The following is a 25,701-nucleotide window of genomic DNA, read 5'->3' on the forward strand; positions in this document are numbered from 1 at the left end:
GCCGCACACGACGATCCTGGAGATGGAAACGCTCCCCGGCAGTCACGAAACGGCCGAACGGGTCGTGTCCGGGTGGAAGGGAGTAGGGTTAATTCCCCGGCGGGCGATCCACCGACCATGCCAACGGTCCAGGAGATACAGCGGGCGTCGGCGGACGGCGAGCCGCTGACGATGCTGACGGCGTACGACGCGCCGACGGCGGCCATCGTCGACGCGGCCGGGATCGACGTGATCCTCGTCGGCGACAGCATGGGCAACGCGGTGCTGGGGTACGACTCGACGCTCCCGGTCACGATGGACGAGGTGGCGAGTCACACCGGCGCGGTGGCGCGCGCGGCCGACGGGGCCCTCGTCGTCGCGGACATGCCATTCATGAGCTACGGGGCGAGCGAAGCCGATGGCGTCGAGAACGCGGGACGACTGCTCAAGGAGGCGGGCGCCAACGCGGTCAAAATCGAATCCGGGCCGCACACGGTTGCCCTGACCGAACGGCTCGTCGACCTGGGGATACCGGTGATGGCCCACCTCGGCCTGACGCCGCAACGTCGCAACCAGATCGGCGGCTACGCGCGGCAGGGAACGACCGAGGAAGCCGCCGCGGAGATCCGTGACCTCGCCGCGAAACACGAGGCTGCGGGCGCGTTCTCGCTGGTGCTGGAACACGTCCCCGACGAGTTGGCGGCCGAGGTGACCGCGGACCTCGACATCCCGGTCATCGGTATCGGCGCCGGCCCCGAGACGGACGGACAGGTGCTCGTGTTGACGGACGTGATCGGCCTCTCGGAGTCGGTCCCCCCCTTCGCCGAGGAGTTCGGAGACGTGCGAGGGGAGATCGAATCAGCGGTGGCGGCCTATCGGGACGCGGTGGAGGACGGCTCGTTTCCCTGACCGCTGATCGCGGTGGCGAGCAGGGGGCGCATCAGGCCGACGACGGGGGCGTCGGCGCTGTCGGTCCAGATCGCCCGGTGTTTGCGGACGCCGGGAAGTTCGGTTTCGGCGTCGGCGCTGACGAGGAGGGCGTTGCCGTCGACCATGCAGACGCTCGTGACGGCGCCGGCCTCGATGGGGTGAGCCTCCCACCACGTCCACGTCTCGACCACGTCGGCGTCGGGGACCGCCTTCTGCAGGCGTTCGCGGATCGGTTCGCCGGGTGACCCGATCACGATGTCGACGCTGCGGTCGACCGCGGCGGCCAGCGCGTCGATCAGGTCGTCGTTGAGCAGGTCGTCGACGGCGATGGCGAGCAACACCTCCGAGTCGGCGTCGGCGACGAGCGTCGCGAGTCGTTCGGCGACGGCCGCCTCGCCTTCCATCGTCCACACCTCGCCGGCGCCCGTGGTTCGGTTCGGCGATCCCAGTCGGGGGAGGGCGGTGCCGAGACGCTCCAGTCGGCTCCGACACTCCCGTTCGAGGAGATCGACGGCTTCGCGGGGGGAGACGGCCCGGAATCGTCGGGGTTTCGACTCCTGGACGCTCACCAACCCGCGGTCCTGAAGCGCGTCCATACTGTCGTAGATGCGCGCGCGCGGCACGTCCGCGACATCGCTCACCTCCTTTGCCGTGCCCTCGCGCAGGCGCGTCAGGGCCACGAAACATTTCGCCTCGTACTCGGTGAGTTCGAAGGTCCGGAGCGTCCCCACGACCTCCTCGACGAGCGTGTCCGTTTCTGCGTTCGTTGGTGTATTGTTCGTCACGACGACTCTCCCGGTTCGATCCCCGGTAAGGATGACACCACCAAAAAGAGTCGGGTCGCCGAGCGGGTAGTGTTCGGATAAGCAGGTGAAACCGGGACCACCTCGAAAGCCCCGACTCGGCAAGCCCGGACGACGCAAGCACCGCAACGCAGTGAGGAGCGCAGCGAGTCCCGGGAGCCGAGACGATCACGAGAGCGAAGCTCTCGTGAGCACACCAGAAGCCGAAGGCTTCCGGGGACGCCGGGGGCTTTCGAGGTGTCTTCAGCGCACTCTCTCTAATCTGAACAGTATCGCCAAGCGTGTGCCGTGATATCCCGGCACGCAAGCTGTTTCGATTGGAGTAAAAACACAGTGGAAACTATTAAGATACTACCAGTCGTAGGAGTGGTTGTGAAGCGAACCGCAGCCACACGCCGCCTCCAACAATCATGAGCCAGCAGTCCGAAACCCTCCGAGAGACCGGCGGGGAACAGCGTGCGACGACCACCGACGAGGGCGTCTGTCCGGAGTGCGATGCGGCGCTCGTCGTCGACGAGTCCCACGGCGAGACGACCTGCAGCGAGTGTGGTCTCGTCGTCGAGGAAGACGGGATCGACCACGGCCCCGAGTGGCGCGCCTTCGACTCCAGCGAACGCGCCGAGAAGAGCCGGGTCGGGGCGCCGACGACCAAACTCCTCCACGACGACGGCCTCTCCTCGGTCATCGACTGGCAGGACCGCGACGCCAAGGGTCGGACCATCGACGGGAGCAAGCGTCGGAAGCTCCAGCGTCTGCGCACCTGGGACGAGCGCTTCCGCTCGAAGAACGCCCAAGAGCGCAATCTGAAGCAGGCACTCGGCGAAATCGATCGGATGTCCTCCGCGCTCGGCCTGCCCGAGACCGTCCGCGAGACGGCGAGTGTCGTCTACCGCCGGGCGCTGGAGGACGACCTCCTGCGCGGGCGCTCCATCGAGGCGATGGCCACGGCGTCGCTGTACGCCGCCGCCCGACAGGCCTCCGTCCCCCGGAGTCTCGACGAGTTCGAACCCGTCAGCCGCGTCGAGCGCAAGGAGTTCTCGCGGGCCTACCGCTACATCGTCCGCGAACTCGAACTCGCAATCGAACCCGCCAACCCCCTCGAATATCTACCCCGGTTCGCCTCGGATCTCGACCTCGACGGCGATACGACGACTCGCGCCCGTTCCCTCCTCGAGGAGGGCATGGAGAGTGGCGTCCACAGCGGGAAAAGCCCCGTCGGCCTCGCGGCCGCGGCGCTCTACGCCGCCTCGATCCTCGAGGGCGAGAAGGTGACCCAGAAGGAGGTCTGCTCCGTCAGCGACGTGTCCGAAGTGACCGTCCGCAACCGCTACACCGAACTCCTCGAAGCCGGAACCGATCCCGACGCGGCTCGCGGCGCCGCGTAGAGCACCTTACAGCGGTCCGATAGCCGTCTCCAAATCCGCACCCGTCAGTGCCGCCTCCAACCGTTCGGCGGCCGGCCCTGCCTCCGCGACGTTCTCCATCAACACCGTCTCGCTCGGGAACAGATCGTCACCGACGACGAGGCCGTGATCCCGTGCCGTCGACCCCGTCATCGTCAGATAGACGCCCAGCCCCACCTCGGCGATGGCGGCCTCCTCCTCCACCGACGGATCGGGGTACGTGAACGTCACGTCGTCGAGAGCGCGCGTCCCGAGGACGGCTCGGACGAGGCGCTCGTATCGCGGCGAGATACAGAGCGCTCCCTCGTAGTCGGCGACGAACGAGCGGTCGAGGTCGGCGCCCGGCGGCAGGGCCTCCGGCGTCGCCAGCAAGGTGTGATACACCGTATCGCCGAGGCCGCTCACGACCCGCACGTCCGTATCCCGTGGGTCGATTCGGGCGTTCACGTCGGCGATGGATTCGACGCCCGTCTCCCCCAGCGTGACCACTTCCTCGAGGACGAGGTCGGCGCTGTCGAAGCCGAGGCCGAACTCGTGGGTTCGGAGCGCGCGGAACGGCTCCTCGCGGCCGATCAGTTCGACGGTCACGCCGTCGACGGAAACAGCGACGCTGTCGAAGACGATCCGTCGGGGTTTCCCCTCGCGGTCGTCACGCAGGAGCGTATACTCCGGGCGATGCGGGTTCGAGAGGTCGCTGTAGGCCGCCAGTCGCTCGTATACGTCGCGCTCGGCCGTCGCCGTTCCCTTGGTTATCGCCTTCTCGTAGCGAAGCGTCGAAGATACGTCGTCGGCGAGGCCGGCGACCCCGGCGACGGCCGCGAAGCGTTCGAGGACCGCCTCCAGCGGGCGTCCCTTCCGCGGGACGGCGACCCGAACCGTCTCAGGCATTGTCGGAGGGACGGAGGCACGGGCTTTACCGATTGCGTTTTCGGCCGCTCATACGGATTATCGTAACTGTTTGTCGGTCGCCGGACCGTCTCGGCGACCTACCGGCAATGACTCCCAATAAACCGTATCACTCCTCGGTGCCGAAGGCGCTGTTCAGGCGGTCACGGAAGGAGCGGAGGTCGTCCAGTTCGGCCTCGATGTCCTCGATGTCGGATTCGAGGTCCTCGACGGCGTCGAGACGCTCCTGAACCGTCTCGACGGTCGAGGACAGGTCGTCGAGGTCGTCCGCGACGGCGTCGACCCGGTCGGCAACCGCCTCCACCGCCGCGTCGAGACTCTCCCGTTCGGCGTCGGCGTCCGCGGCCGTATCTTCGAGCGACGCGACCCGCTCGGACAGGTCGTTCAGGTCCTCGCTCACCTCGCCCACGACTTCCTCGGCGGTCCCGTTCTCATCGAGGAAGTCGGCGAGGGCGTCGCGGTAGGCGAGCAGATCCTCGATCCGTGACTGGAGGCGGCCGATGCGCACGTCGACGCTCGTGGGCACGTCCTCGTCCTCGGCGGCCTCGAACGCCTCACACAGGACGGTCAGATCCTCGTCGTCGACCGTGCCGTCGCGAATCTCGGCGGCGAGGGCGGCCGCGACCGATCCCGGGACGGCGGCCCCGGCCGGAGCGGATTCGGCGTCGGTTTCCGGTTCCGCCTCCACCGCCGCGTCCCCGGAACGCGGGTCGAGCGCTTCGGCGGCGTCCGCGGACGGGACGGCGTCGGTCTCCTCGTTGTCCGCTTCGTCCCCTTCGACTGCGACGGTCGTCACGCTCTCGTCCCGGTCGCCGCTCACGGTGATCGGGTCCTCCGCTCGCTCGCGCGGGGCGGGCGGGGCGTCGTCGAGCAACGGATCGCCCCCGAGTCCCGACAGGTCCCGCGACTCCTCTCCCGAGAGCGCGTCGCGGACGACCTGTGTCGTCTCCCGGCCGAGTACGTCGCCAGTCGCCGCGGCGTCACCGTGTTCGATCAGTTCGACCGTCGGGTCGCCGAGGAAATCCTCGGCCTCTTCGGGGTCGTCGATTCGGATGCCGTACACCGTGAGGACGGACTCGTCGGGATCGAGCGTCCGCTCGTAGGCGACCCGGTTGTCGCGGTACGCGGTCCAGTTGTCACCCTCGTAGTCGGGATGGAAGCCCACGCCTTCCATCGGGAACGACTCCGGAATATCGTCGACGAGCCGGATCCGAATCGGCTCGTCGGCCACCGATTCGATCTCGAAGGCGATGGCCGGGACCGGGAACCGGTCGGCCTCGAACGCCTTTCCCACGCGCACCTCCCCCGTCGTCACTGACACCGGGATGTCGGGGTCTGGGTCGTTCGCCATGCGCCTTACTGTTTCCAGTGGGAGCATAAAACAACCGGCAGGCCGAACGCGGCCGTACAGCGGATCGTTCGACTGGGATTACAGATCGACGCGATCCCCGATTTCGACGACCTCCAGGCGCTCCGGGTAGTCGAAACTCGCCGCGTGGTGATGGAGTGCGGTCGGATCGGCCGTCAGCCCCTTCCAGACATCCCAGTGACTCGGCAACAGGCGATCGAGTTCGAGGGCGTTCGCCGCGCGGATCACGGCGTTCTCGTCGGGGTACCACTGTGTCCGGGTCGGTTTCCGGGTTTCCTTATCAGGGATGCGGCCGGCCGATCCGAACGCGAGGACGCCGATGTCGATGTCGAATCGGTCGGCCACGTCGGTAAAGGAGTCGGCGGGCCGGCTGTCGCCGCCGTGGAAGACCGTACCCGCCTCGTGTTCGATCACGTAGCCGACGGGGTGGTCGGCGTCGGGGTCGTTCACGGCGACGACGTGGACCGTGAACTCGCCGACCTCGAACGACTCGCCCTCGGTGACGGTGACGAACTGCTCGGCGGTGATGCTCCAGTCGTCGATCCACCCACCCCGCTCGACGACCGCCATGCTGGCGTCGGGGGCGTGATACGCCGCGCCGGTCGCCGCGAGGATCGGCGCCTGCGTCGGGCCGTGGACGTGATCGGAGTGTTCGTGCGTCGCGAGGATGGCGTCGGCGTCGGTCACGTCCGTCGGATCGAAGGGCACGGGGATCATCCGCACCGTCCGCGGCGGGTCGCCGAGACCGCAGTAGGGGTCGATCAGGATCGTCGTTCCCTCGCTACCTTTCAGGACGAAGCCGTTACAGCCCAGATACCAGATCGCGACGCCGTCGGGGTCGGCGTCGGCCACGGCGGTCGGGAGCCAGTCCCCCCAGTCGCTCTCGCCGAGTTCGTGTGCCATGCTCGTTCGTGCGGCCGGTCGGATGCTAAGGGTTGCGCTCGGCGGGCACACGCGACGCGCTCGGCGGGCACACGCGACGAACGCATCAGTCGACGATCACGTCGAAGCGCGCGCCCCCGTCCGCGGCGTCGTCGACGGTGATCTCCCAGCCGTGTGCCCCCACGATGCCGTCGACGATCGCCAATCCGAGGCCGGTGCCGTCGTCGGTGGAGGAGTGGCCGTACTCGAAGACGCTCGAACGCTCGGATTCGGGGATGCCGGGACCGTCGTCAGCGACGTAGAAGCCGTGGGCGTCGTCGAGCGATCCGACCCGGACGGTGACGGGCGAGTCGGCGTCGTCGAAGCTGTATTCGACGCTGTCGACGGCTTCGCCGTCTGCCCGAGGGATTTTTGATCCCTCGCTGTCGTCGGTCTCCGACCGACTGCTCGTGGAGCCGTGCTCCACACAGTTCCGAAACAGGTTCTCGAACAGTTCCTGCAGCCGACCGCGGTCCGCGCGAATCCGGCCAAGGTCGTCGACGCGGCGCAGTTCCGCCGCACCGGTGTCGACGGTCGCCCACGCGTCGGCGACGCAGGCCGACAGGTCGACCGGTTCGACCTCCCCGACGGCGTCGCCACGGCGAGCGAGTGTGAGCAGGTCAGTGATGATCGACTCCATCCGGTCGAGCGCCGTCCCCAGCGGTTCGACGTGGTCGTCCGGCACGTCGTCGTCGTCCGCGAGGAGTTCGTGTCGCCCGCTGGCGATGGTCAGTGGGTTCCGAAGGTCGTGGGCGACGACGCTGGCGAACTTCTCGAATCGATCACGTTCGTCGCGGACATCGGACTCCGCCTCGGCGCGGTCGACGGCCGTCGCGACGTGCGACGAAAAAAGGGAGACCAGTTCATGGTCGTCCTCGTCGAAGTCGCCGGGCTCCGTCGACAGCAGTTGCACGACGGCGCGATCACCGATCGGGGCGCTCAACAGCGATCGATACGTGGGGTCGGCGTCGGCGGCGACGAGCCGCGACGAGCCGCCCCGAACGTCGGTCAGATCGTCGACCTCGATGGGTTCCCCGGTCCGATACGTCGACCCCGCGAACCCGGCGTCGATCGGCTGTGACGGCAGGTTCTCGGCGGCGCCATCGACGGAACTAGCGACCGGAACGAACCGGTCGCCGTCGACGACGGCGATCCGGCAGACATCGGCGCCGAACACCTCGTGGCCGCCGTCGGCAGCACGTCGAAAAACTGCCTCGGCGGGGCGGGCCGCGGCGAGGTCGTTGGCGACCCGGAGAAGGCGTTCGATCCGGCGGCTTCGGCGGTCGGCACGGTTCTCGGCGGCCTTCCGGGCCGTGATGTCGTGGAGGATGAGCGCGTAGCCGGTCCGGCCGCCGGTCGACGGGGTCACCGACGAGAGCCGAAGGTCGAACACCCGCTGACCGTCTGACGTATCGACGGTCACCTCGGACTGTGTGCGTTCGCCGACGGCGTCGAGTGCCGGCGCGAGCGCCGGCGCCAGATCGGAGAGCTGCCGGCCGACGGCGTCCGCGGCCGCGTCGCCGACGACCCGCTCGGCTCGCCGATTGAGGTCGACGATCCGGCCGTCGGCGTCGACCACGATGACGGCGTCGGCCATCGAGTGAAACACCTGATCCCGGGCGATAGGCGTCAGATCCAGCCACTCGAATCGGACGACGCTGAACGCGCCAGCGACGGCCATCACCGCGGCGGACACCGGTCCGAGGTCGAGTCCCGGAACCGGGGCGTATCCGGCCAGGTCGACGAGAACGGCCGTTCCGGGGATGCTCGCGAACGACAGCAGGAGGGCGATCTGCCAGCGAAAGCGACCACGCGTCTGTATCGCCGCGCCCGCAAGCAACAGGAACGAGACGCCGAGTACCGCGTAGCCGACGGCCGGATAGGCGAAGAAGGCCGGCGCGTACGTGGCGTCGAGCGTCACGAACGAGCCGACCCGGACCAGTTCGGCGTCGGCGAACAGCAGGTGGCGCGCATCCGGCACCGCCGCGACGGCCACTAGGCTCACGGGAACGAGCAACAGGGCGGCGAACACCCGACGCGAGAGCCACTCGTATCGCCCGGTGTACCAGCAGACGTACGCCAACCAGACGATAACAAGCGACAGGATGGCGGCGTTCGTGAGCACGCGCCAGAACACCTTCGCCGCGAGCGCCGTGCTCGATAGCTGCGCGGTGAAGAGAAACACCCACGCCCCGCCGAAGAGCGCCAGGAGGCCACCCAGCCGCATCCCCCCGGTTTCGTCCTCGCGGCCGAGATACCAGAGGGCAACGGCGAACAGCGACAGCAGTCCGCCGAGGAACAACAGGAACGGGGTGTGTGGGGTCCGTTGCAGGGCCATTGGCTGTCGAGTCCGGTGGACTCGGTTCAGGGGGAGGCGACACCGAATCCGCTCTGTACAACGTATTTTGCTAGCCCGTATGTAAAGTCACGGGTGGACGAGCCGTGGGACGGCGTCGACCCGACCGACGGGCGCGCACGCAGGCAGCCGGGAAGGCTTTTCACCGTCGCCCCGCGACGGACGGACATGAATGGGACCGACGACGAACTCGCCCGGTTGCGGACGGTCGCCGACTACCAGTTCGGCGCGGGCGCGGGGGCGGCCCTCTTTCCCCACGACGACACCCTCGACGTGAGCCACTCGACCGGCGGTCGACCGCGGCAGGTTCGGGCGGGGGCGGGACGGATCGTCTCCTACGGGGTCGACGGCCGGTTCACGCTGGGTCTGGAGGGTGGCCGACGGCTCGTCGCGGCGCTCCCCGCACCCGCGGCCCGCGTCGTCGTCGGCTCCGAGAGTGAGCCCTTCGTCCGCGACGGCAAGAACGTCTTCGCGAAGTTCGTTCGCGACGTGGACGACGACGTACGACCACACGACGAGGTGACCGTCGTCCACGCGGACGGCGACCTGCTAGCGGTCGGGCGAGCAGAACTCGCCGCCGACGCGATGGCCGATTTCGAGACGGGGATGGCAGTGAAGGTGCGAGCGGGCGCGGGATCGGCGTAGATCAGAGGTACGGTGCCAATCCGACGGCCCGAACGAGCGGCACGCCCGCGACGACGGAGCCGAGGAGGTAGCCCCCGATTGCGCCGCCGTTCAGGAGCGGGAGGCCGGCGTGGGCACGACCCTTCATCACCGCCCGGAGGAGGATACCGAGGCCGAGGAAGGTTCCGATCATCGCACAGAGCGCGGGGAGGTTGAGCGCGGGGAGGGCGGCGACGCCGAGCGAGGAGGCGGGCGAGAAGAAGGCGCCGCTTGCGACCATGACCGTCGGCATGACGGCGTCGCCGAGGCCGATGAAGAAGGCGTCTCGGCCGGGGCCCTCGTCCGCATCGTCCATCCCCTCGCCGTCCGTCGCCGTGGGCGGCGACGCCTCGTCCTCGCCCACCTCGTTCGCGCCGGAGAAGTCGTCGGCGAGGAGGGAGTAGGAGAGCGAGAGCGGGATGACGAGAATGACGGGGACGCGCAGTTCCATCACACCCTCGGCGAGGCTGAGCATGTGGCGGGTGCCGTAGACGCTAATGGCGTCGTAGACGGCGAGCACCGAGAGGAGGAGGATGGCGGGAAGGAGGCCGAAGCTGATGCCGAACAGGGCGCCGGCGCCGATGCCCATTACGACGCCGGCGGCGTCGATGACGTACCACTCGGGGTAGACGAGGAGGGCAACGGCGACGCCGATGGAGAGCGCGATGGCGACGAGGTTGACCGAGCCGAGCGTGACCAGCGGCGGGGCGACGACGCCGAAGACGTACCACGAGACGAGGGCGCTGGAGAAGACGACGACGGCCTTGACTGCTCGCTCGAAGGCGTATTTGAAGGCCGCGAGCATCAAGCCCGTGGCGACGAGGATGGCAACGATGTAGACGAGGCTGTTCGTCGGGTCGGAGGGGTCCTCGACGGCCTGATACCCTGCCGTCTCGAAGGGGCCGACCATCGCGAGCGCCCCGACCTGGACGAGGAGAAACAGGGCCGCGGCGACGGCGACGCCACGGGCCTCACGCGCGTTCATGAGCGTCAGTTGGGGCGGCGGTGGCTTGGGGATTGTGATACTGCCGGCCGAAATCGAGCGACCGATGTCCGGTCGTCATCGGGCGTACAGCGTCGTCCCGAGGAGGTCCGGGAGACGGACGTGGTTGGCGGGCGAGACGGCGAGATACGGCCGGGAGACGGGACCGAACACGTCGACGACTCGACCCACGTCGGAGAGCGAGTCGTCGACGGCTGTCGTGCCGATGTCCGGAGCGTCCGATCCCTCGTCACAGCGGACGACGGCCAACCCCTGTGCGGTCCGGGTGACGGTGCCGAGACGACGCATCACGACCGCCACCGGAAGTGGGTCCCGGTCGGTCGTATCCGCCCGGCGAGCCGTCGACACTGAGGGGCGGCGATCATCAGTTCCGGAGGATGCCCACGTAGGCCGCGATGGCCTGCACGAGATCGTTTTTCGTCGCGTCGTCGGCCCCTTTGACGAGGACCCGTCCACGGGGTTCGTACTCGCGGGGGTAGGTCGTGTCGCGTTCGATCACCGCGTCGTAGCCGACCTGCTGGACGGCCTCGGCGATCTCGTCGACCGTCGGGTCGTCGACCGCCTCGTCGCGGGGGACGCGCCGCCCCTCGGCGCGCGTCTTGGTCGCGTCGAGATAGGCGGGCCAGATGACGTTCTCCACCATACGCCTACGCGGCGGGCCGACCGTAATACGGTTTTGGATGGTCGCCAGGGGCCGCTCATATGCAACAAATACTTATCTACTGCAAGCACGGCTGTAAAACGATGAACACGCGTGTCCGGACGGGCGCGTGGGTCGTCGGACTACTCTGTGCGCTCGTCGCCGTGGCACTAGTCAGCGCCACGATCGGACCGGTGGCGATCGGCGTCGGAAGCGTCGCCGATATCGCGCTCGCGGCGCTCCTCGACGGCACGACCGACGCGCCGGCGGGTCACCGAACCATCGTCATGTCGATCCGCTTCCCTCGCATCGTCCTCGGGGCACTGGTGGGGTTCGCCCTCGCGTCGGCGGGGACGGTTATGCAGGGCTTCTTCCGAAACCCGATGGCCGACCCCTCGATCGTCGGCGTCTCCGCGGGCGCGGCGACGGGGGCGGTCGCGGCCATCCTCGCACCGATCGCCCTCCCGGTCGCGCTCCCCGTTGCCGCCTTCGTCGGCGCGCTCCTCGCCGGGTTCGGCGTCTACGTTCTCGCATCGGAGGGCGGACGGACGCCGGTCGGAACGCTCCTGCTCGCCGGCGTCGCGATCCAGACCTTCCTCGGCGCCGTCGTCTCGTTCATGCTCGTCCAGGCCGGGCGCGACCTGCGCGAAGCGATCTACTGGCTGATGGGCCACCTCCAGCACAGCACGTGGACTGAAGCGGGCGTCGTCGCCGCCGTCGTCGTCCCCGGCTTCTTCGGGCTTCTCGTCTACGCGCGCGATCTGAACGTCCTCCTCCTCGGCGAGGAGGACGCCCACTCGCTGGGGATCGAAGTCGAGCGGACCAAACGCCTTCTGCTGGCCGTGTCGAGTCTCCTGACCGCCGCCGCGGTGGCCGTCGCGGGCGTCATCGGCTTCGTCGGCCTCGTCGTCCCGCACGTCATGCGCTTGCTCGTCGGCCCGGACCACCGCATCCTCCTCCCGACCAGCGCGCTCGCCGGCGCCGCCTTCCTCGTGGCGACCGACACCGTCGCGCGGGCGGGCACCGCGGAACTCCCCGTCGGCATCGTCACCGCCGCGGTCGGCGCCCCCTTCTTTCTCTACTTGCTCCGCAACCGGGAGGTGCGGACACCGTGACGCCCGCCATCGACGTCTCGGATATCTCGGTTACCCTCGGCGGCGTGTCCGTCCTCGATTCGGTGTCGACGAGCGTCGACGAGGGGCGGTTCGTCGGCCTCGTCGGCCCGAACGGCGCCGGCAAGACGACGCTCCTCCGGGCGATCAACGGCGCACTCACGCCGGATCGAGGGACGGTCCGGGTCGCCGGGCAGGACATCGCCGGTCTCGGGTCGCGGGCGACGAGTCGGCTCGTGGCGACCGTCCCGCAGTCGACCGCCTCGGCGTTCGACTTCCCCGTCCGGCACGTCGTCGCGATGGGTCGAACGCCCCACGTCGGCCGGTTGGGTACCCGGACGGCGGCGGACCGCGCGGCCGTCGACGAGGCGATGGCGCGCGCGGCCGTCTCGGATCTCGCCGACCGCCCGGTGACGGACGTGAGCGGCGGTGAACGTCAGCGCGTCGTCCTCGCGCGGGCGCTTGCCCAGGACACGCCCGTCCTCCTGCTCGACGAACCGACCTCCGACCTCGACGTGAACCACCAGGTCCGAACGCTGGAACTGGTCGCCGATCTGGTCGACGAGGGGCGGACAGTCGTCGCGGCCATCCACGACCTCGATCTCGCGGCGCGGTACTGCGACGAACTCAGGCTGCTCCACGGGGGGGAGATCCGGGCGGCCGGCCCGCCCGAGTCGGTGCTCACGGACGCGACCGTCGAGGCGGCGTTCGGCGTCCGGGCGACGGTGACCGAGCATCCGATCACGGGGTCGGCGTCCGTGACCGCCTTCGGCACCGACGAGGCGGACGAGGAGGACGGCCGGGTCCATGTCGTCGGTGGCGGCGGGGCCGCCACGCCGCTGCTCTACCGTCTCGACGCCGCGGGGTTCGAGCCCTCCGTCGGCGCCGTGAGCGCGGACGACCGCGACGCCGAGACGGCCCGAACGATCGACGCCGACCTCGTGACAGTCCCGCCGTACGCTCCCGTAGACGACGGGGCACGCGCGGCCGTCGCCGATCGGGTCCGGCACGCGGACGCCGTCGTCGTCGCCGACGTGACTATCGCGCCGGGCAACCGACCGGTCCTCGACGCCGTTCTCGACGCCAGTCGGCCGGTCGTCGTCGTCGACGGCCGGCCGATCGAGGAACGCAACGTCGCCGGCGCGCCGGGGCGACGCCTCGACGACCGACTCCGGGATCGGGGCGTCGTCGTCGCGGACGAGCCCCGGGTCGTCGTCGACGCGGTTCGGCGGGTCGTCGCGGCGGGGTCGGATGTCACCCCGCGCCGGGACGTCGAAACCGATCCGCGGCCGTAGGTCGATAGCCTTACTCCCGCGGACGGCGAGGCGTCGGGTATGGAACGGTCGTGCGTGCGCGTGCCCCGCGAGGCGGGCGAGGACACCCGACAGGAACTCGCCGCGGCGGGCCTCCTCGACGACGAGTACGAAATCGTCGGCGACGACGGGCGCCTCTACCTCCCCGTGACCGACGCCGAGGCGGCGAGGGAGGCGTATACGGTCGTCACCCGCGACGTGCCCGCCCACGATGGACAGGAGACACCGGCCGACCGCCTCGGCTTCGACCCCTCGTACGAACGCCTCGGCGACGTCGCGATCATCGACGAGGACGACCCCGAACGGGCGCGCGAAATCGCCGACGCAATCGTCGACTCCGACCTACCCGTCCGGGCCGTGATCGACCGCGCCTCGAAGGTGAAAGGCGACCTGCGGGTGCGCGACTGGACGGTCGTCGCGGGCGGGGATGGGGACGACCGCCCCGTCACCGAAACCGTCCACCGCGAGTACGGCTTCGAGTACCGACTCGACCTCTCGCGGGTCTACTTCTCGCCCCGTCTCGCGACCGAGCGCCACCGCGTCACCGAGGGGGTCGAAGCGGGCGAGCAGGCGGTCGATATGTTCGCGGGTGTCGGGCCCTTCGTCGTCCCGATAGCCGCCCGGGGCGCGACGGTCGTCGGCGTCGACCTCAACCCCGCCGCGATAGAATATCTCCGCGAGAACGCCCGCCATAACGGCGTCGCGGACCGCGTGACCGCCATCGAGGGCGACGTGCGCGACGTAGCCGCCGACTACGCCGGGTGGGCCGATCGGATCGTCATGAACCTCCCCCACAGCGCCGACGAGTTTCTCGATAGCGCGGTCACCCTTGCCGGCGACGACTGCGTCGTCCACTACTACGACATCCAACACGAGGACGACCCGTTCGGCCCGGGCGAGCGGGCGATCCGCGAAGCGGCGGCGGCCGAGGGGTACGCGATCGAGGTGCTCACCCGGCACGTCGTCCGGTCGTACGCCCCCCACGAGTTGAACGTCTGTCTCGACGTGCGCCTGTCGCGGTAGGGGCGTTTCGGAACCCTTATTTGAACGATGGCAGTACGACTGTGTAGCGCCGGAGTAGCTCAGCTGGCAGAGCGATTCCTTCGTAAGGAATAGGCCGAGGGTTCAAATCCCTCCTCCGGCTTCCCGCTACGCGGGAGGAACTAATTCATAGACAGCGGCGCTCTTACTTATAGATTCGCCCGATTAGCGAAGACATTTGTTGCTGTCTCGCGGCCTACTTTGCCGGTAGTTGACCCTCTCAATTTGAACCCGTGACGGGCACCGCGCTTCGCAGTCGTGCGATTTGAGAAAATGAACTGGCAGACCACCGACGAGTCATCGATTTAAACTACTTATCCGCCGATGAAGTTTGAGTTGATAACCGGTTACGGGCTTCTCGATAGCCTTCTACTCCGACAATTCCCGCGATTGGTAGCAAATACCCCCACACATAACCAGCCATATGTCCGTAGATTCCTGCCGGGGCAGATGGGGGGAACAGTAATTGAAGACCGTATAGATACAGGATAGCCGAACCGAGAAGGAATACTATCGGTGGACTGCCGAGGGCATCAACCGATTCTTTCAGACGATATGCCATATAGAGCAGAGTAATGATTCCGACGCCAGCGAGGAGACGTATGGAATTATTCAATACTCCGAGATTGTAGAAGGCGACAAAGAACCCGAGAGAGAACAATCCGAGGGAGATCGGTAATTGTTTGTTTCCGTTGACTATTTCGGCGTGATAGTACGCAATTGCTATCGCTAAGAATCCTGTAACGGCGCCAACTGTCTGAGAGAAGCCTACACTTTCAAATCGGGAAATTACCTCGGGGCGGTCAGCGAATATCTCTAAAATGGTCCAACTGGCGAAAAAGGGCAGTACCAAGAGATACGCAATGAAAGTATATCGATAGATGTGGGCCGATTTGGACTGTCTCATTAGTAGGTAGCCCGCCCCACCGAGAATCCAATATCCCACGATGTTATTTGAGATATGCGACACACTCCGATGTGCGAGATTCGATCCTACGATACCGAGGACTGTCGGACTACGGGCCTTGTACTCCAATATCTGTTCACTCTGAGGAAACAAGAATATGAGTACCAGAGCGATTGAGGGAGTAACGAAGAACAATAACACATCCCTACGAATATCGGGATCATTGAGATTTCGAATCATCTCACCGGGACTCTGCTCGCTTTCCATCACCTAACATAAGGTCGACACATCACTAATATTTGTGCCAGTTGGCGAGTTCGTAATTGATCTTAAGGTATCCCTGCTATCTTGGTGCTTTTCACAGCGAGTCATCAACGAACCTGTGCCGATCAGTCTCGAAGGCTCCCCCACCGAATTCCGATAGGAGGCTCGGCCTTATTCCTCCTTATAAATGGATACGACTCAAGTTTCGCGGAGGAAAGCGGCGCGGTACTATCAGAGGTCCCCGGCTCGCGGAAGAGTAGCGAGGTGTGCAACAGCGTTGTCAGAGTAGAGTTATATACAATTTCTGCGTCTATAAGATGAGGAGAAATGTAGTCGGTTTCTTTGAGGTTCGAATCAGGAGAATTAGCGGGGTAGAACGACCGATAAGGATATATCTTACTTCTGCGTTGAAGGGAAGGGAGAGAGGTTAGTTCTGCGTTGAAATTCGCGTCTTGAGCCGATAGTATCTCTCCTCATGTGGTGAAAATGAACAACAGTAGACACTCTATGCGGAAACTCGAAGCGCGCTGAAAACTGCAATTGAGACGGAAGGCCGAACTCTGGTGCCGACACTTCCCGCCCTTGGAAAGAGTAAGGGCACGATTGAGGTTCTTGCTGAGATCGGGCAGAAAGCAGTCATCTTCACGGACACGCACAAATTGTACGATCAAATCAAGGACAAATGCAAAGAGGAAGGCCTTCGCTACCACGTGCTACCCTCATTCCACAACCATTGTTCAACAGGCGGGAAAGAGGGAGTTAGAGAACACGGAAGCGAGTGGGCACGCAAGTTCCGCGCTGAGTACAAGAAGGGCCGTGGCGGACGGGAACTGCACGAGAACGCCAAGCGGATCTTCGGAAAGGAACTCCCCTGCCATTCAACTGATCAATGCGACTATGTGCGCCGTCTTGACTCCAACCTTGATGACTACGACGTTCTCATTGGGAATTACCGGCATATGTTCAAGCCGGAATACAGCGAATCTCGTATCGTCATTATCGACGAGTTCCCCGGTGATGGTGTTCTAACGACTCTCTCAAGCGACGACGCCAACAATTCTATCCTGCGCTACTTGGCGGGTGAAAATTCTCTCCCCTTCATGAGCGCAGAGGACATTCTGATTTACCGGCACAATCTCATCGGACAGACAGACCACGATCCGACTGTCCGCGAATGGTTGTCGGGAGCAGAGGGAACAACGTTTGAATCAGTGAGTTGGCATCGTGAAGGTCGGAATCCAAACGTTACGGCATATGGGTCGCTACTGGTGCGTGCGGCTCTTGAAGACACGAAACTCGCTGATGGGTGGAGTCAGGCCGTGTTGTTGGATGAAACGGTCATCGTTCGAAGTCCGGCAGGCAGGGTGCATATTCTCCCACCGCTTCCCTTCGGTGAAGACACTAACATTGTTGCTCTTGATGGGACGCCGTCGTTCGAAATGTGGCGTGCCGTACTCGGAGATGAGTTAGAATACCTTCCCGTTCTCAGCGAGGAAGAACAACGAGAATGGCTCGATCATCTCGGATTGCGGATCATTCAATTATCCGAGACCACAATTCCGGTTTTCGGGGATCGGAATGAGCCGCAAACGGACTATGCTCTCATCGAGGAAATCACTCGGCGTGAGGGAATTACCCCCTTCGTAGTCACTTCTACGAATGGGTTTGGAAACCTCCGCCCGTTCGAGTCGGACGAATTAGTGTGGGAAGGAGAACATTACGGGAATCTCAAGGGTAGAAACGATTTAGACGGTCGTAATCCTGTCCTGATTATTGGGAGTCCACAGCAGAGCGACCTTGTGATTCAGAAATGGGCAGCACTCAGGGGACACTCAGCGGCCCGAAGGAAGGACGAACGCGGGAACATCCTCAGAGGAACAAACTTGGACTTCGGACCAGTTGGGAACGAAATCCTACGCAGCACTCGTGAAAGTGAAGTTCTGCAAGCGGCCATGCGTTTCAGCCGGGAGGTCAGGGACGAAGAGATTCGCGTGTACGTCTTCTCGTGTGCTATCCCTGAATGGGTCGATCCCGAAGTTTGGCACACAGAGATCAAACGATGGGACGACGGAAAAGGAATGAGTCAGGTAGTCAATGCGTTGACGCACGGCGCTGAGTGGAAAACTGCGAAAAGAGCAGCGAAACAGATCGAAGGTGTAGTTGAGGAGTTATATGGTGACGATGGAATCGGTTATGATCAGATTCTAAAGCATCTTAAGAGACTTCACGAGGAGTACAATCTAATTCGGTGCGAGGGTAATCGGCCCCTTGTCTGGTCCAACCTTCGACTTGAAGAGCGTGGGAAGCACAGTATTGTCTCTCTTCGAGAATAGACTAATTTGACTACGTCCTATACTACATATAGGGAAATATCAAATTACGATATTCATTACTCCAAACGTTACTCACAGATGTTTGAAAGAGGAAAGGCGGCTCGACACAGGTAAACCGGGATACAAACTGGTCGTGTAGCAGCGGTAAATACCAGTTTTGTGTGAAGCCAGTAATCACCGTCAGGGCAACAGTAGTGAGCGACTTTCTTGCCCCTCTCGGAGCGTCCACGCTACCGGTTCCCGAGACTTCTCCTGTCGGAGTGCAACACGCCGGTATGCGAGTTATCGAGCCGTTACAGAGCAGGAGCGGCGTTCCTCGTTCGTTCTGACCCCCCTCCTCCGAAATCCCATTGGGACCAGCCGAAAATCAGGTCAAATTCTGAGCGGGTTACTTCGCTATGCAGACGGGCGAGACTGACCGTGTCGCAACTACCCACCGTGCCGCCCGCCTTTCCTCCTCAAAGCATGTATGCGCGCCCCGAACGTAGTCACCGTCACTCGTCAGGTGGGTCAGGCCGCCACCATACGACTGCTCGACCACCCACCTTCTTACGCTTGAGATCGCCGCGCTCCTCTAAAGCGGTCAATTTGTTGTACGCAGTCCGACGCACAATCCCCAACTCCTCGGCTACTTCCGACGCCGTCCGTGGTTCGTGATCGATGAACACAGCAAGCGCGTCGTCGGGCGTCACCTCCTCGGTGTACGTGCCTTTGTCACTCCGCCTTCTCTCTTCGCCCATTAGTACGGGATACTCCGGCGACTACGATGAGTGTTCTGCCTATTCCTACGAACACCACCGGAACGCTTATCTCCTATTCCGTCGTAGGAATTGGTGAGAAGAACGGTTCCCTCGGGGCGAGTGAAAGCGTCCGGGTGGTGCAACACCCGGAGCCGGCTTCTCATAGGAGCAAGAAGCCAATGGCAACCAACGAAACCAGTCGGCAAAAGACTGCTGTTGAGTATCTGAATTTCGGCGCGAAGACGGCCAAGCGCGTGACGTGGGAAGCGTGGTCTTTCCGGTTGGTCGGCCCGCTCCAAGTCTTAGTGACGAACGAATCCTACGGGGTCGAGAAGGACGCACACGCCTACGTGGTGGCCGTCGAGGACATGGGCGGAGTGATTGTACCCCGAGAGTGTGAATGCCCTGCTGACCGATTCAGGGACGACTACGACTGCAAGCATAAAGTCAGTCTGGCGACGGTTGGCGGGCGGGTAGTGATGGAAGCGGCGGCGGCCTTCCCTGAGAAATCACTCGAATCCTCGAACCCTGTTGAGCGCATCCCGGTAGCTGATGGTGGCCGTCCGGAAAATCAAAAGTGCGAGTGCGAAGAGTTGGGTGGACTACCATGCTGGTCGTGCTATTCATCTGAGAACATCATCTAACTCAAACAAGACCCCTGCAAAATATTTGCATCCGGTCTAATCACGGACTATGGCGTCTGACTCATCTACGATCACATTTTTTCTCCCTGTAATGGTATTAGTAGTGATCGAAATATCACGTATTGCCAGAGATATTGATTTAAAAAGGGTCGCTAATGAGGGCCACAGGCTTCTGTTGATATCTGGTATATTTCTTCTGCCTGCAAAAATTTTCAAAGTTGTTCTGAATATAATATTCCAATTTGTGAGATATCAAACATCAAATGTGATGGGTGCGATCATCAGTCCATTTTCATTTATTAGACGTATCATTAATATTGAGATCAAAATACTTGAGAGAATTGCCAATATCGGAGGAGAACGGGTGAATTCGGAGGTTGGCACAGAAAATCTTGTCCAATCTTATGAGCAGGGCGCAGAGATTGTAGAGCAGTATCAATTACGCATAAATAAGGCTCATGAATTGATTATAGCCAATATAGACGAGTTAGAGCGACAAATTTTGGACAAAGTTACTCAATTTGAACAGGTTCTTGCTCCGCCTATGGGACGATTCGGGTTTCTGCATACGACGAATTATATCATTCTCGCGTATCTATTTCTCCTTTCATTCAATAATCGATCAAGTCAGATACGGATAATTTCGTTATCTATCGTTTCGTTGATTTGGTTAGTTTTACCGACATTAGAAGTCCGACAGTATGATTTTCTTCTTAAAGAAGACAAGCCAGTAGACTCGCTATTTTACCATATTTTAATAACAGGCATTCTATTAGTCACGCTATGGGTTACGATCCCGGAGGGACTTCAACAGCCAATCCCTGACTACCAGATAGTTATTGGATCATTCAGTTATCAGCCTCCGTACCTGACGATACCATTAAGCGCAGGAATCATCGCTGTTTGGTCCTTTCTGAGAACATTATATAACGAAATGAGAGATAATGGAGTTATGGAGCCGGTGACTGCGTCATAGCCAAAGTATTCTGGTTCAAACGGCTGTGTTGAATCGCTATATGGCGGTGGAATTCACTGTTTCACAGCTCGCTTGATGTTATAGACGACACACATCAGCGCGATTTCTCGGAACTCACGGAACCAGGAACGCGCTCGCACGGCGAAGCCGAGCGAGCGCTTCACAGCCGAGTTCACGGTCTCGGTCATCGAGCGCTGATTGTAGCGCTGTTCGTCGATTCTGGCGTTGTGCGCGTGATCATACGGTGCGAAGATGCGATGTTTGATGAGCGGGCGAATCCCGAGGTCACGAAGGGATTCGCGGAGCGACTGCTTGTCATAGCCTTTATCGGCGGCAAGAGACCGCAGATCGCCCGCGTTTCGGCGGGCGATCTGCTCGGCGAGATCTGCGTCGCTTCCGTCCCGAGTCGTCGAGCAGTGAACGTCAAGGATGGCTTGAGACTCTGTATCGACGAGTTTCGTGACCTTCAGCTTCTGGACGCGGTAGCTTATTCGCTGGCAGTAGTGGCGGCTCGCAGCTGAGCGTTCGTAGAATGTCGCGTCGATCGCGCCGTGTTTCGAGGGGTCATGCAGCTGCGCCGATTGGCGCAGCAGCACTCGGCAGACGCTCATACTGATCCGGTCGAACGCTTTACACAACGTGGATGGTGAGGGGAGATCGGCCGCGCTGAGGCCGATCTCCCCGGTTATTTGTGGCATCTCTTTGAGCAGGTCAATCGTCATTCGGTAAGACGTGTCAAGGTAAATCCGCAGACAGTGGAGAGAAACGAGGGCATAGTCGGCGAATCCGCCGCCACCTTCCGGGGCGGCGGATTCGTCTCCATCACCGGTAACAACTTGGGCAATCGGCACAATCTCACCAGTGAAGCGGGAGATTTGTGTCATAGGCAACCGAATCTCTCCGCTTCAACTCCTTTGATTTAGCGACCCATCCCGACGCCGTCTAGTGATTCAACACAGCCGTTCAAACACATTATGTAGAGAGTGATAGCCTTTGGTGAAATCCATGAGAGTCCATGCCGTTCACGGATGTTCTCCCGAAAACTGCTAATCCTTCACCAACGTCGTTCAGATACGAACCACTCACCATCTTCCCAAATCAACCGCCATCGAAATTTGGGCTTAGTGGATACAATAAGATAGGTTGCGACCAATTCACTACCTCGCTTCTCGGAGTTCAGTACGCCAACCCCATTCACGCCATCCTGCTCACGCAGAGCCACAACCTGATCTTCGTTCGGTGGCTGTTCGGGTAACTCAACCTCAAAATCATCCGGCCGCTTTCCGAGAGCGTAGGTTACCATTTCCGAGGGATATACGGTCAAATGTTTATCTGGCTAACTCGTCTACTGTACGGTAGTGATTCACCATACTCATAGTAAGCACTCGTCCATCAATTACTACTAACTGAGCGTCGTCTTCGGGTAAATCATACGTGGACGAGTCAGTACCAGATGTGTTCTCTTTCTGCACTATGACCGAGTCTTCATCCTGTACTTTGATATTGTCTATAGTTCGGATGATCGCCTCGCGTATTTCTTGCTCTGCCTCTTCTTTGTTCTCTAAGTCAGTTTCATCCAACCAGAGAACATCCCAACCTCTACTGTTTAATTCAGCCTCTTTTTGCTCTTCTCGTCCATCATTCACTCCCCATAGATAACTCGCGTGCGGTTCAATTGCTAACCTGATCGGTGGGAAGGCAAAGTCAATCCGGTATTTCGTACCACTTGGTATGTACTGTTTTTCGAATTGACCTGTTTCAAATCCGATTTCGTTGAGTATTGATTCAGTCGTCTGTTCGAGCGAGGTATCTTCAAGCCGCATTGTATATTGTTTGTCGCTGAAAGAAGCCTGCTCCAAGATCAGTTTCGTCCCTCTACTGTTAGTCCATACGTCCCCTACACTCACACCCATTGCTTGGAATATATGCGGAGGAAAAGAGCATCCGGGTCGCAGTTGTTCCTTGGTAGGATTAGCCTTCACCATCTTGAGCGTGTGAATGGCCCTCTTGCCAATATACTAAAAAATTAGCAGAGATGAGGACTGAGGGAAAATCAGAGTGGTGTGTACCCCGCTTCCTATACGTCCTGCAAGAACCGCCTCCGAACTTCCCGCTTCTCACTCTCGGTACGAGCATCGTAGTTCTTGTCAAGCACCTCTCGACTCACGTTCGTCCGCTCGGCAGTCACATCAACCGGCTGGCCCGCATTCAGAGCCGCCGTGATGTACCCCCGCCGAAGTGTATGCGGGCTTTTCGAAAACAGTTTGATCAACTCCCACAGAGGTTCGGCGCGCTTTCCTGCTCGACACATCCGAGGATAAGCGCCAAACCGCCTACTATGCCAGCGCGAAATTCTCACAACAAGTGGAGCGACTTACTCTGTATCTCGATCAGCGGCGGCTGACGGTGTCATAGCCTTGGGGGAGCAAATGTAGTCCATTAGTTTCCCGTTGGCTGACTCTGTTACCGAAGAAACTCGGCCACTTTCGGAAGGCTACTGCGAGACGTTATACAGATCAATCCTCGCCTCATCACGGAGAATATCGCTGTTAACGTCCTCAATGAACTGCCTATAGTGCGATTTCGCCGCTCTACAACAGATAGCGCAATGTGTTTGAAAAGAATCAGGAAGGGAGATTGTATCACCGCTGACCTTGATTTCTGATGCGTTTCTCAGCGCCCACTCATAGACCAACGCTTGCCCAATTGCTTTTTTATTGAACTTATCCTTAACCTCAATAACACTAATAATCGGTTGCTGATTGGTTCTCTGTGACACACATAGGAGATCGACACGCTCATGCACGAATGCGGGTGGCACTTCGACAGAACGACTGGCAGCCTGTATTGAGGCTTCTTCGTACCATTGGACGACTCGCAAGCCCTCTGACTCCATCACTTGTTCAACCCGATCTTTACAGAGAGGTTTCAGGTCTGATTCCTTCATGAGAAGTTCCTCTCTTCACAGACGAAAAATAGGTACCCGATAAAAAGGGTTAGATGAACTGAAATCCACTAAATATCTCGTAGATAGTCCTTCCTCCGCTCCGCCTTCTCCGCTGCTGAACCCTTGTCGTAGTGCTTATCCAATATCCGACCACTCATATTCGCTCGCTCACCCGTCACGTCCTTGGGCTGACCCGCGTTCCTTGCGGCAGTCACGTATCCTCGACGTAGTGCGTGGGGCGACACGGAAGCGGGACAACCATACGCGGCGTTCCACTCGTTGTGTTCGCACGTCTCAGGGTCTTTCTCAACCGGACAACTGCCACCGTAGAAGCAGGGGCGAGTCGCCGTGTAGACCATCCGCTGAATGCTCGTGCGTGCCCTGCGTCCGTGGCGCGTCGTCAGAAGCGGTCGCCTGCCGTGGTCGTCGGTCACGTCGATCCGAGTCTCTGCAATGTAGTCAGCAATCACCTCCGCCGTCTCGGGCGTGATCAGCACGTCGCGCTCGCCGCGTTCTTTCTTTTTTAACGGAGTACCGGACTCGGGACGGTGTCGAATCTCAAGCGCCGGGCGTCCCTCATCGAAGTCTTCAACGTCGAGTGCCCGAAGCCCGCTTAGACGCATCCCTGTCTTCCACAGAATCAGGATGATAATGTGGCGGTCGCTCGCGTAGGAGAACTTCGAGAGGTGATCGAGGATTGCCACGGCTTCCTCTCGGGTGAGTAGATCGTCGCAAATCTCGTCCGAGGGATCGGTCTTCGGGATACGAACGAGTTCGCCAAGCCCCGTAGGGACGGCCTGTATCGTCTCACAGAACTCCACGAACTGCTTGATGGTCCGTAGGTCGTTCCGGGCCGTGATCCGCGCCACCTTCCCTGTTCGAAACTCTCTGTACCGCTGAATGGTATCTGAGTCGAGTTCGCGCAGGTCGTTGGTGCCGTAGTCGGTGAGCCAGTCGCAGAACTGCCGGAGTGTCGTCCCGTAGTTGTAGATCGTCTTGTCGGAGACTTCGGCTTTCTTGTCTTTCAGATATCGGTTCATCGCTTCGTGGGGAGGGGTTTGTTTCAGTCTCATAGCGCGCCTTCTGTGTCAGCCCCTCCTGCGGATTCGCCGGGTGATAGGGTCCCGAGGGAGCAATTCCCTCCTCCGGCTCTTCTGGCGGAACGGAGTGGAGCCGAAGAGCCACAGGAGGGTTGAATCAGGGAGTGGAGCGAAGCGCAACGACCGTGGGTCACGTCCTCTCTTCCGGCTGTCTGCTGGGCACGAATCAAGGGGCGGGCCTCCGTCCGCCGAACGGAAGGGAGTCCCGCGTATATTTCGTAGTAGCGAGGATTCGAGAGTTCGAAAAGACGAGAACCCCACGTGGAAGTTCCACACGAGGCGTCGCCCGTGGCATGTCGTACTGCTCGGATGCGTGGAAACGAGGTGACCCCGTACGTCGGTACTCCGTTCCGCTATCGCTCCCGAGCAAGGCCCCGAATAATGTCAGAGAAATTAAATTATTCTGTCGAACAGTCGCCGTAAAAAAGCGTCACGAAGATAGCCGAGCCAGTTCGGCGGCGACGACGCGGCGTTCGAGGAGGGCAACGCCGGCGACGACGACGCAGAAGCCGACGGCCGTCGCGAGCGTCACCGGTTCGTCGAGGAGTAGCCAGCCGGTGACGGCGGCGACGACGGGGACGACGTAGGCCACGAGGTTCGTCCGGACCGGGCCGATGCGACGAATGAGCGTGAAGTAGATCGGGTAGGCGGCCGCCGTCGAAGGGATAGCGACGACGAGGACCGCGAGCACGAGCGTCGTCGTGGGGGTCGTGCCGGCCGCCGACTCGCCGAGGGCGAGACTCCAGATGTGGAGGAGGAGGGCACCGAGTGCCATCGCCCACCCGGTCAAGGGGATGCTCTCGACCGTCGCGTCGAGGCGTCGCATGAACACGCTCCCGAGGGCGATGACCGCCGCAGCGGCGAGGACGTACAGTTGGCCGACCGTCGACACCGAGGTGATCGTCTCGGGGGACGGCTGGACGATGATGACGACGCCGACCAGGCCGAGGCAGATGCCGACGATGCCACGGAGGTCGAGTCGCTGGCCGAGGAGGAGAAATGCAAAGGCCGGCGAGAGGATGGGGTTGAGGCCGTACATCACGGACGCGGCCGCGGGCGTGATGGTCCGCTGACCGAGAAAGAGGAGGCCGTTGTTCGCGGCGACGATGGTGGCCGCACCGACGACGAGGCTCGCGAAATCGGCACGGGTCCGCGGAATCCAGTCGTCGTAGCGCCACGCGGCGTAGGCGACGAGCAGCGGCGCCGCCACGTCGAACCGGAGGGCGGCGAAAAAGACCGGGGGGAGAGCGTCGAGGCCGGCCTTGATCGCCACGAAGGAACTGCCGAAGAGCACCCCGAGGAGGACGAACAGCCCGGCGTTTCGGTATCGACCGAGAGACACATCGGCCTT

24 protein-coding genes and 1 tRNA gene are annotated in these 25,701 nt (G+C 62.0%); 10 read left to right on the forward strand and 15 right to left on the reverse strand.

Translation table 11 applies throughout. The annotated features are described in order from the left end of the window. Positions 1-117 precede the first annotated feature (117 nt). A complete protein-coding gene (gene panB, locus HALNA_RS12930; protein WP_049936767.1) occupies positions 118-888 on the forward strand; it encodes a 3-methyl-2-oxobutanoate hydroxymethyltransferase in 771 nt (256 codons plus the stop codon). Here the strand turns inward: panB and HALNA_RS12935 are convergent. Then, a complete protein-coding gene (locus HALNA_RS12935; RefSeq protein WP_049936768.1) occupies positions 852-1,694 on the reverse strand; it encodes a TrmB family transcriptional regulator in 843 nt (280 codons plus the stop codon). The two genes, panB and HALNA_RS12935, sit on opposite strands and share 37 nt — an antisense overlap. A 428-nt stretch (positions 1,695-2,122) precedes the next feature. Here HALNA_RS12935 and HALNA_RS12940 point away from each other — a divergent pair, with 428 nt between their 5' ends. After that, entirely contained in the window at positions 2,123-3,097 is a 975-nt protein-coding gene (locus tag HALNA_RS12940; protein ID WP_049936769.1) for a transcription initiation factor IIB, read from the forward strand. Between the two features lie 6 nt (positions 3,098-3,103). On the opposite strand, the gene HALNA_RS12945 is transcribed toward HALNA_RS12940, so the two are convergent. The 4 genes from HALNA_RS12945 to HALNA_RS12960 form a co-directional block, all read right to left on the reverse strand. Continuing rightward, entirely contained in the window at positions 3,104-4,003 is a 900-nt protein-coding gene (locus HALNA_RS12945; protein WP_049936770.1) for a hypothetical protein, read from the reverse strand. Between the two features lie 127 nt (positions 4,004-4,130). Next, the gene (locus HALNA_RS12950) at positions 4,131-5,372 is read right to left on the reverse strand and encodes a hypothetical protein (RefSeq protein WP_049936771.1); all 1,242 of its coding nucleotides are present in this window, start codon (positions 5,370-5,372) and stop codon (positions 4,131-4,133) included. 78 nt (positions 5,373-5,450) lie between these two features. Beyond that, positions 5,451-6,293 carry an MBL fold metallo-hydrolase gene (locus HALNA_RS12955; RefSeq protein WP_049936772.1) on the reverse strand — a complete coding sequence of 281 codons (843 nt, stop codon included), beginning with the start codon at positions 6,291-6,293 and terminating at the stop codon, positions 5,451-5,453. 85 nt (positions 6,294-6,378) lie between these two features. Beyond that, on the reverse strand, positions 6,379-8,649 hold the full coding sequence (locus HALNA_RS12960; RefSeq protein WP_049936773.1) for a sensor histidine kinase: 2,271 nt from the start codon (positions 8,647-8,649) through the stop codon (positions 6,379-6,381). Between the two features lie 186 nt (positions 8,650-8,835). Between HALNA_RS12960 and HALNA_RS12965 the strand changes: the two genes are divergently transcribed. Beyond that, positions 8,836-9,312 (forward strand): PUA domain-containing protein, encoded by a 477-nt coding sequence (locus HALNA_RS12965; protein WP_049938066.1) that lies wholly within the window; start codon positions 8,836-8,838, stop codon positions 9,310-9,312. A gap of 1 nt (position 9,313) precedes the next feature. Here HALNA_RS12965 and HALNA_RS12970 read toward each other — a convergent pair whose 3' ends face one another. The 3 genes from HALNA_RS12970 to srp19 form a co-directional block, all read right to left on the reverse strand. Then, positions 9,314-10,315: a presenilin family intramembrane aspartyl protease PSH gene (locus tag HALNA_RS12970; RefSeq protein ID WP_049936774.1), complete on the reverse strand. Its 1,002-nt coding sequence runs from the start codon at positions 10,313-10,315 to the stop codon at positions 9,314-9,316. Between the two features lie 75 nt (positions 10,316-10,390). After that, complete coding sequence (locus HALNA_RS12975) at positions 10,391-10,621, reverse strand: H/ACA ribonucleoprotein complex subunit GAR1 (protein WP_049938067.1); 231 nt, start codon at positions 10,619-10,621, stop codon at positions 10,391-10,393. A 76-nt stretch (positions 10,622-10,697) separates the two neighbouring features. After that, complete coding sequence (srp19, locus tag HALNA_RS12980; RefSeq protein WP_049936775.1) at positions 10,698-10,976, reverse strand: signal recognition particle subunit SRP19; 279 nt, start codon at positions 10,974-10,976, stop codon at positions 10,698-10,700. Positions 10,977-11,077: 101 nt separating this feature from the next. On the opposite strand from srp19, the gene btuC reads away from it, so the two are divergent. From btuC to HALNA_RS13000, 4 genes are all read left to right on the forward strand, one after another. Continuing rightward, positions 11,078-12,088, forward strand: a complete 1,011-nt coding sequence (gene btuC / locus HALNA_RS12985; protein ID WP_049936776.1) for a vitamin B12 ABC transporter permease BtuC — start codon at positions 11,078-11,080, stop codon at positions 12,086-12,088. Continuing rightward, a complete protein-coding gene (locus tag HALNA_RS12990) occupies positions 12,085-13,380 on the forward strand; it encodes an ATP-binding cassette domain-containing protein (protein ID WP_049936777.1) in 1,296 nt (431 codons plus the stop codon). The genes btuC and HALNA_RS12990 overlap by 4 nt, the downstream gene beginning before the upstream one ends. 39 nt (positions 13,381-13,419) lie before the next feature. Then, complete coding sequence (locus HALNA_RS12995; protein ID WP_049936778.1) at positions 13,420-14,421, forward strand: class I SAM-dependent methyltransferase; 1,002 nt, start codon at positions 13,420-13,422, stop codon at positions 14,419-14,421. 48 nt (positions 14,422-14,469) lie between these two features. Beyond that, a tRNA-Thr gene (locus HALNA_RS13000) sits at positions 14,470-14,542 on the forward strand. A 207-nt stretch (positions 14,543-14,749) separates the two neighbouring features. On the opposite strand, the gene HALNA_RS20085 is transcribed toward HALNA_RS13000, so the two are convergent. Then, positions 14,750-15,613 (reverse strand): hypothetical protein, encoded by an 864-nt coding sequence (locus tag HALNA_RS20085; protein ID WP_157573538.1) that lies wholly within the window; start codon positions 15,611-15,613, stop codon positions 14,750-14,752. A gap of 560 nt (positions 15,614-16,173) precedes the next feature. On the opposite strand from HALNA_RS20085, the gene HALNA_RS13005 reads away from it, so the two are divergent. Next, on the forward strand, positions 16,174-17,943 hold the full coding sequence (locus HALNA_RS13005; protein ID WP_049936779.1) for a hypothetical protein: 1,770 nt from the start codon (positions 16,174-16,176) through the stop codon (positions 17,941-17,943). 494 nt (positions 17,944-18,437) lie between these two features. On the opposite strand, the gene HALNA_RS13010 is transcribed toward HALNA_RS13005, so the two are convergent. After that, on the reverse strand, positions 18,438-18,683 hold the full coding sequence (locus tag HALNA_RS13010; RefSeq protein WP_049936780.1) for a helix-turn-helix domain-containing protein: 246 nt from the start codon (positions 18,681-18,683) through the stop codon (positions 18,438-18,440). A 179-nt stretch (positions 18,684-18,862) separates the two neighbouring features. Between HALNA_RS13010 and HALNA_RS13015 the strand changes: the two genes are divergently transcribed. Both HALNA_RS13015 and HALNA_RS20090 read left to right on the forward strand, forming a co-directional pair. Then, positions 18,863-19,327: an SWIM zinc finger family protein gene (locus tag HALNA_RS13015; RefSeq protein WP_084510024.1), complete on the forward strand. Its 465-nt coding sequence runs from the start codon at positions 18,863-18,865 to the stop codon at positions 19,325-19,327. Positions 19,328-19,430: 103 nt separating this feature from the next. Beyond that, positions 19,431-20,303: a hypothetical protein gene (locus HALNA_RS20090; RefSeq protein ID WP_157573539.1), complete on the forward strand. Its 873-nt coding sequence runs from the start codon at positions 19,431-19,433 to the stop codon at positions 20,301-20,303. 53 nt (positions 20,304-20,356) lie between these two features. Here the strand turns inward: HALNA_RS20090 and HALNA_RS13020 are convergent, their stop codons facing one another. From HALNA_RS13020 to HALNA_RS13030, 5 genes are all read right to left on the reverse strand, one after another. After that, positions 20,357-21,187: an IS5 family transposase gene (locus tag HALNA_RS13020; RefSeq protein ID WP_049936781.1), complete on the reverse strand. Its 831-nt coding sequence runs from the start codon at positions 21,185-21,187 to the stop codon at positions 20,357-20,359. A 444-nt stretch (positions 21,188-21,631) separates the two neighbouring features. Then, positions 21,632-22,162, reverse strand: coding sequence for a hypothetical protein (locus HALNA_RS20095; protein WP_157573540.1), 531 nt, complete (start codon positions 22,160-22,162; stop codon positions 21,632-21,634). A 635-nt stretch (positions 22,163-22,797) separates the two neighbouring features. Further along, positions 22,798-23,250, reverse strand: a complete 453-nt coding sequence (locus tag HALNA_RS20100; RefSeq protein WP_157573541.1) for a hypothetical protein — start codon at positions 23,248-23,250, stop codon at positions 22,798-22,800. A gap of 68 nt (positions 23,251-23,318) precedes the next feature. Beyond that, the gene (locus HALNA_RS13025) at positions 23,319-24,290 is read right to left on the reverse strand and encodes a tyrosine-type recombinase/integrase (RefSeq protein ID WP_245576035.1); all 972 of its coding nucleotides are present in this window, start codon (positions 24,288-24,290) and stop codon (positions 23,319-23,321) included. Positions 24,291-24,780: 490 nt separating this feature from the next. After that, positions 24,781-25,692 carry a DMT family transporter gene (locus HALNA_RS13030; protein ID WP_049936783.1) on the reverse strand — a complete coding sequence of 304 codons (912 nt, stop codon included), beginning with the start codon at positions 25,690-25,692 and terminating at the stop codon, positions 24,781-24,783. Positions 25,693-25,701: the final 9 nt, after the last annotated feature.

The sequence above is a fragment of the Haloplanus natans DSM 17983 genome, assembly GCF_000427685.1.
In the GTDB taxonomy this organism is placed as follows: domain Archaea; phylum Halobacteriota; class Halobacteria; order Halobacteriales; family Haloferacaceae; genus Haloplanus; species Haloplanus natans.

Excerpts from the sequence above, each read along its gene's own strand:
- HALNA_RS13010 (WP_049936780.1), bottom strand. The coding sequence starts at position 18,683 with ATGGGCGAAGAGAGAAGGCGGAGTGACAAAGGCACGTACACCGAGGAG.
- HALNA_RS12960 (WP_049936773.1), bottom strand. The coding sequence starts at position 8,649 with ATGGCCCTGCAACGGACCCCACACACCCCGTTCCTGTTGTTCCTCGGC.
- HALNA_RS12950 (WP_049936771.1), bottom strand. The coding sequence starts at position 5,372 with ATGGCGAACGACCCAGACCCCGACATCCCGGTGTCAGTGACGACGGGG.
- HALNA_RS12970 (WP_049936774.1), bottom strand. The coding sequence starts at position 10,315 with ATGAACGCGCGTGAGGCCCGTGGCGTCGCCGTCGCCGCGGCCCTGTTT.
- HALNA_RS20100 (WP_157573541.1), bottom strand. The coding sequence starts at position 23,250 with ATGAAGGAATCAGACCTGAAACCTCTCTGTAAAGATCGGGTTGAACAA.
- HALNA_RS20085 (WP_157573538.1), bottom strand. The coding sequence starts at position 15,613 with ATGGAAAGCGAGCAGAGTCCCGGTGAGATGATTCGAAATCTCAATGAT.
- HALNA_RS13015 (WP_084510024.1), top strand. The coding sequence starts at position 18,863 with ATGGCAACCAACGAAACCAGTCGGCAAAAGACTGCTGTTGAGTATCTG.
- HALNA_RS12955 (WP_049936772.1), bottom strand. The coding sequence starts at position 6,293 with ATGGCACACGAACTCGGCGAGAGCGACTGGGGGGACTGGCTCCCGACC.
- HALNA_RS13025 (WP_245576035.1), bottom strand. The coding sequence starts at position 24,290 with ATGAACCGATATCTGAAAGACAAGAAAGCCGAAGTCTCCGACAAGACG.
- HALNA_RS12995 (WP_049936778.1), top strand. The coding sequence starts at position 13,420 with ATGGAACGGTCGTGCGTGCGCGTGCCCCGCGAGGCGGGCGAGGACACC.
- HALNA_RS12945 (WP_049936770.1), bottom strand. The coding sequence starts at position 4,003 with ATGCCTGAGACGGTTCGGGTCGCCGTCCCGCGGAAGGGACGCCCGCTG.
- srp19 (WP_049936775.1), bottom strand. The coding sequence starts at position 10,976 with ATGGTGGAGAACGTCATCTGGCCCGCCTATCTCGACGCGACCAAGACG.
- HALNA_RS12975 (WP_049938067.1), bottom strand. The coding sequence starts at position 10,621 with ATGCGTCGTCTCGGCACCGTCACCCGGACCGCACAGGGGTTGGCCGTC.
- HALNA_RS12940 (WP_049936769.1), top strand. The coding sequence starts at position 2,123 with ATGAGCCAGCAGTCCGAAACCCTCCGAGAGACCGGCGGGGAACAGCGT.
- HALNA_RS13020 (WP_049936781.1), bottom strand. The coding sequence starts at position 21,187 with ATGACACAAATCTCCCGCTTCACTGGTGAGATTGTGCCGATTGCCCAA.
- HALNA_RS12965 (WP_049938066.1), top strand. The coding sequence starts at position 8,836 with ATGAATGGGACCGACGACGAACTCGCCCGGTTGCGGACGGTCGCCGAC.
- panB (WP_049936767.1), top strand. The coding sequence starts at position 118 with ATGCCAACGGTCCAGGAGATACAGCGGGCGTCGGCGGACGGCGAGCCG.
- btuC (WP_049936776.1), top strand. The coding sequence starts at position 11,078 with ATGAACACGCGTGTCCGGACGGGCGCGTGGGTCGTCGGACTACTCTGT.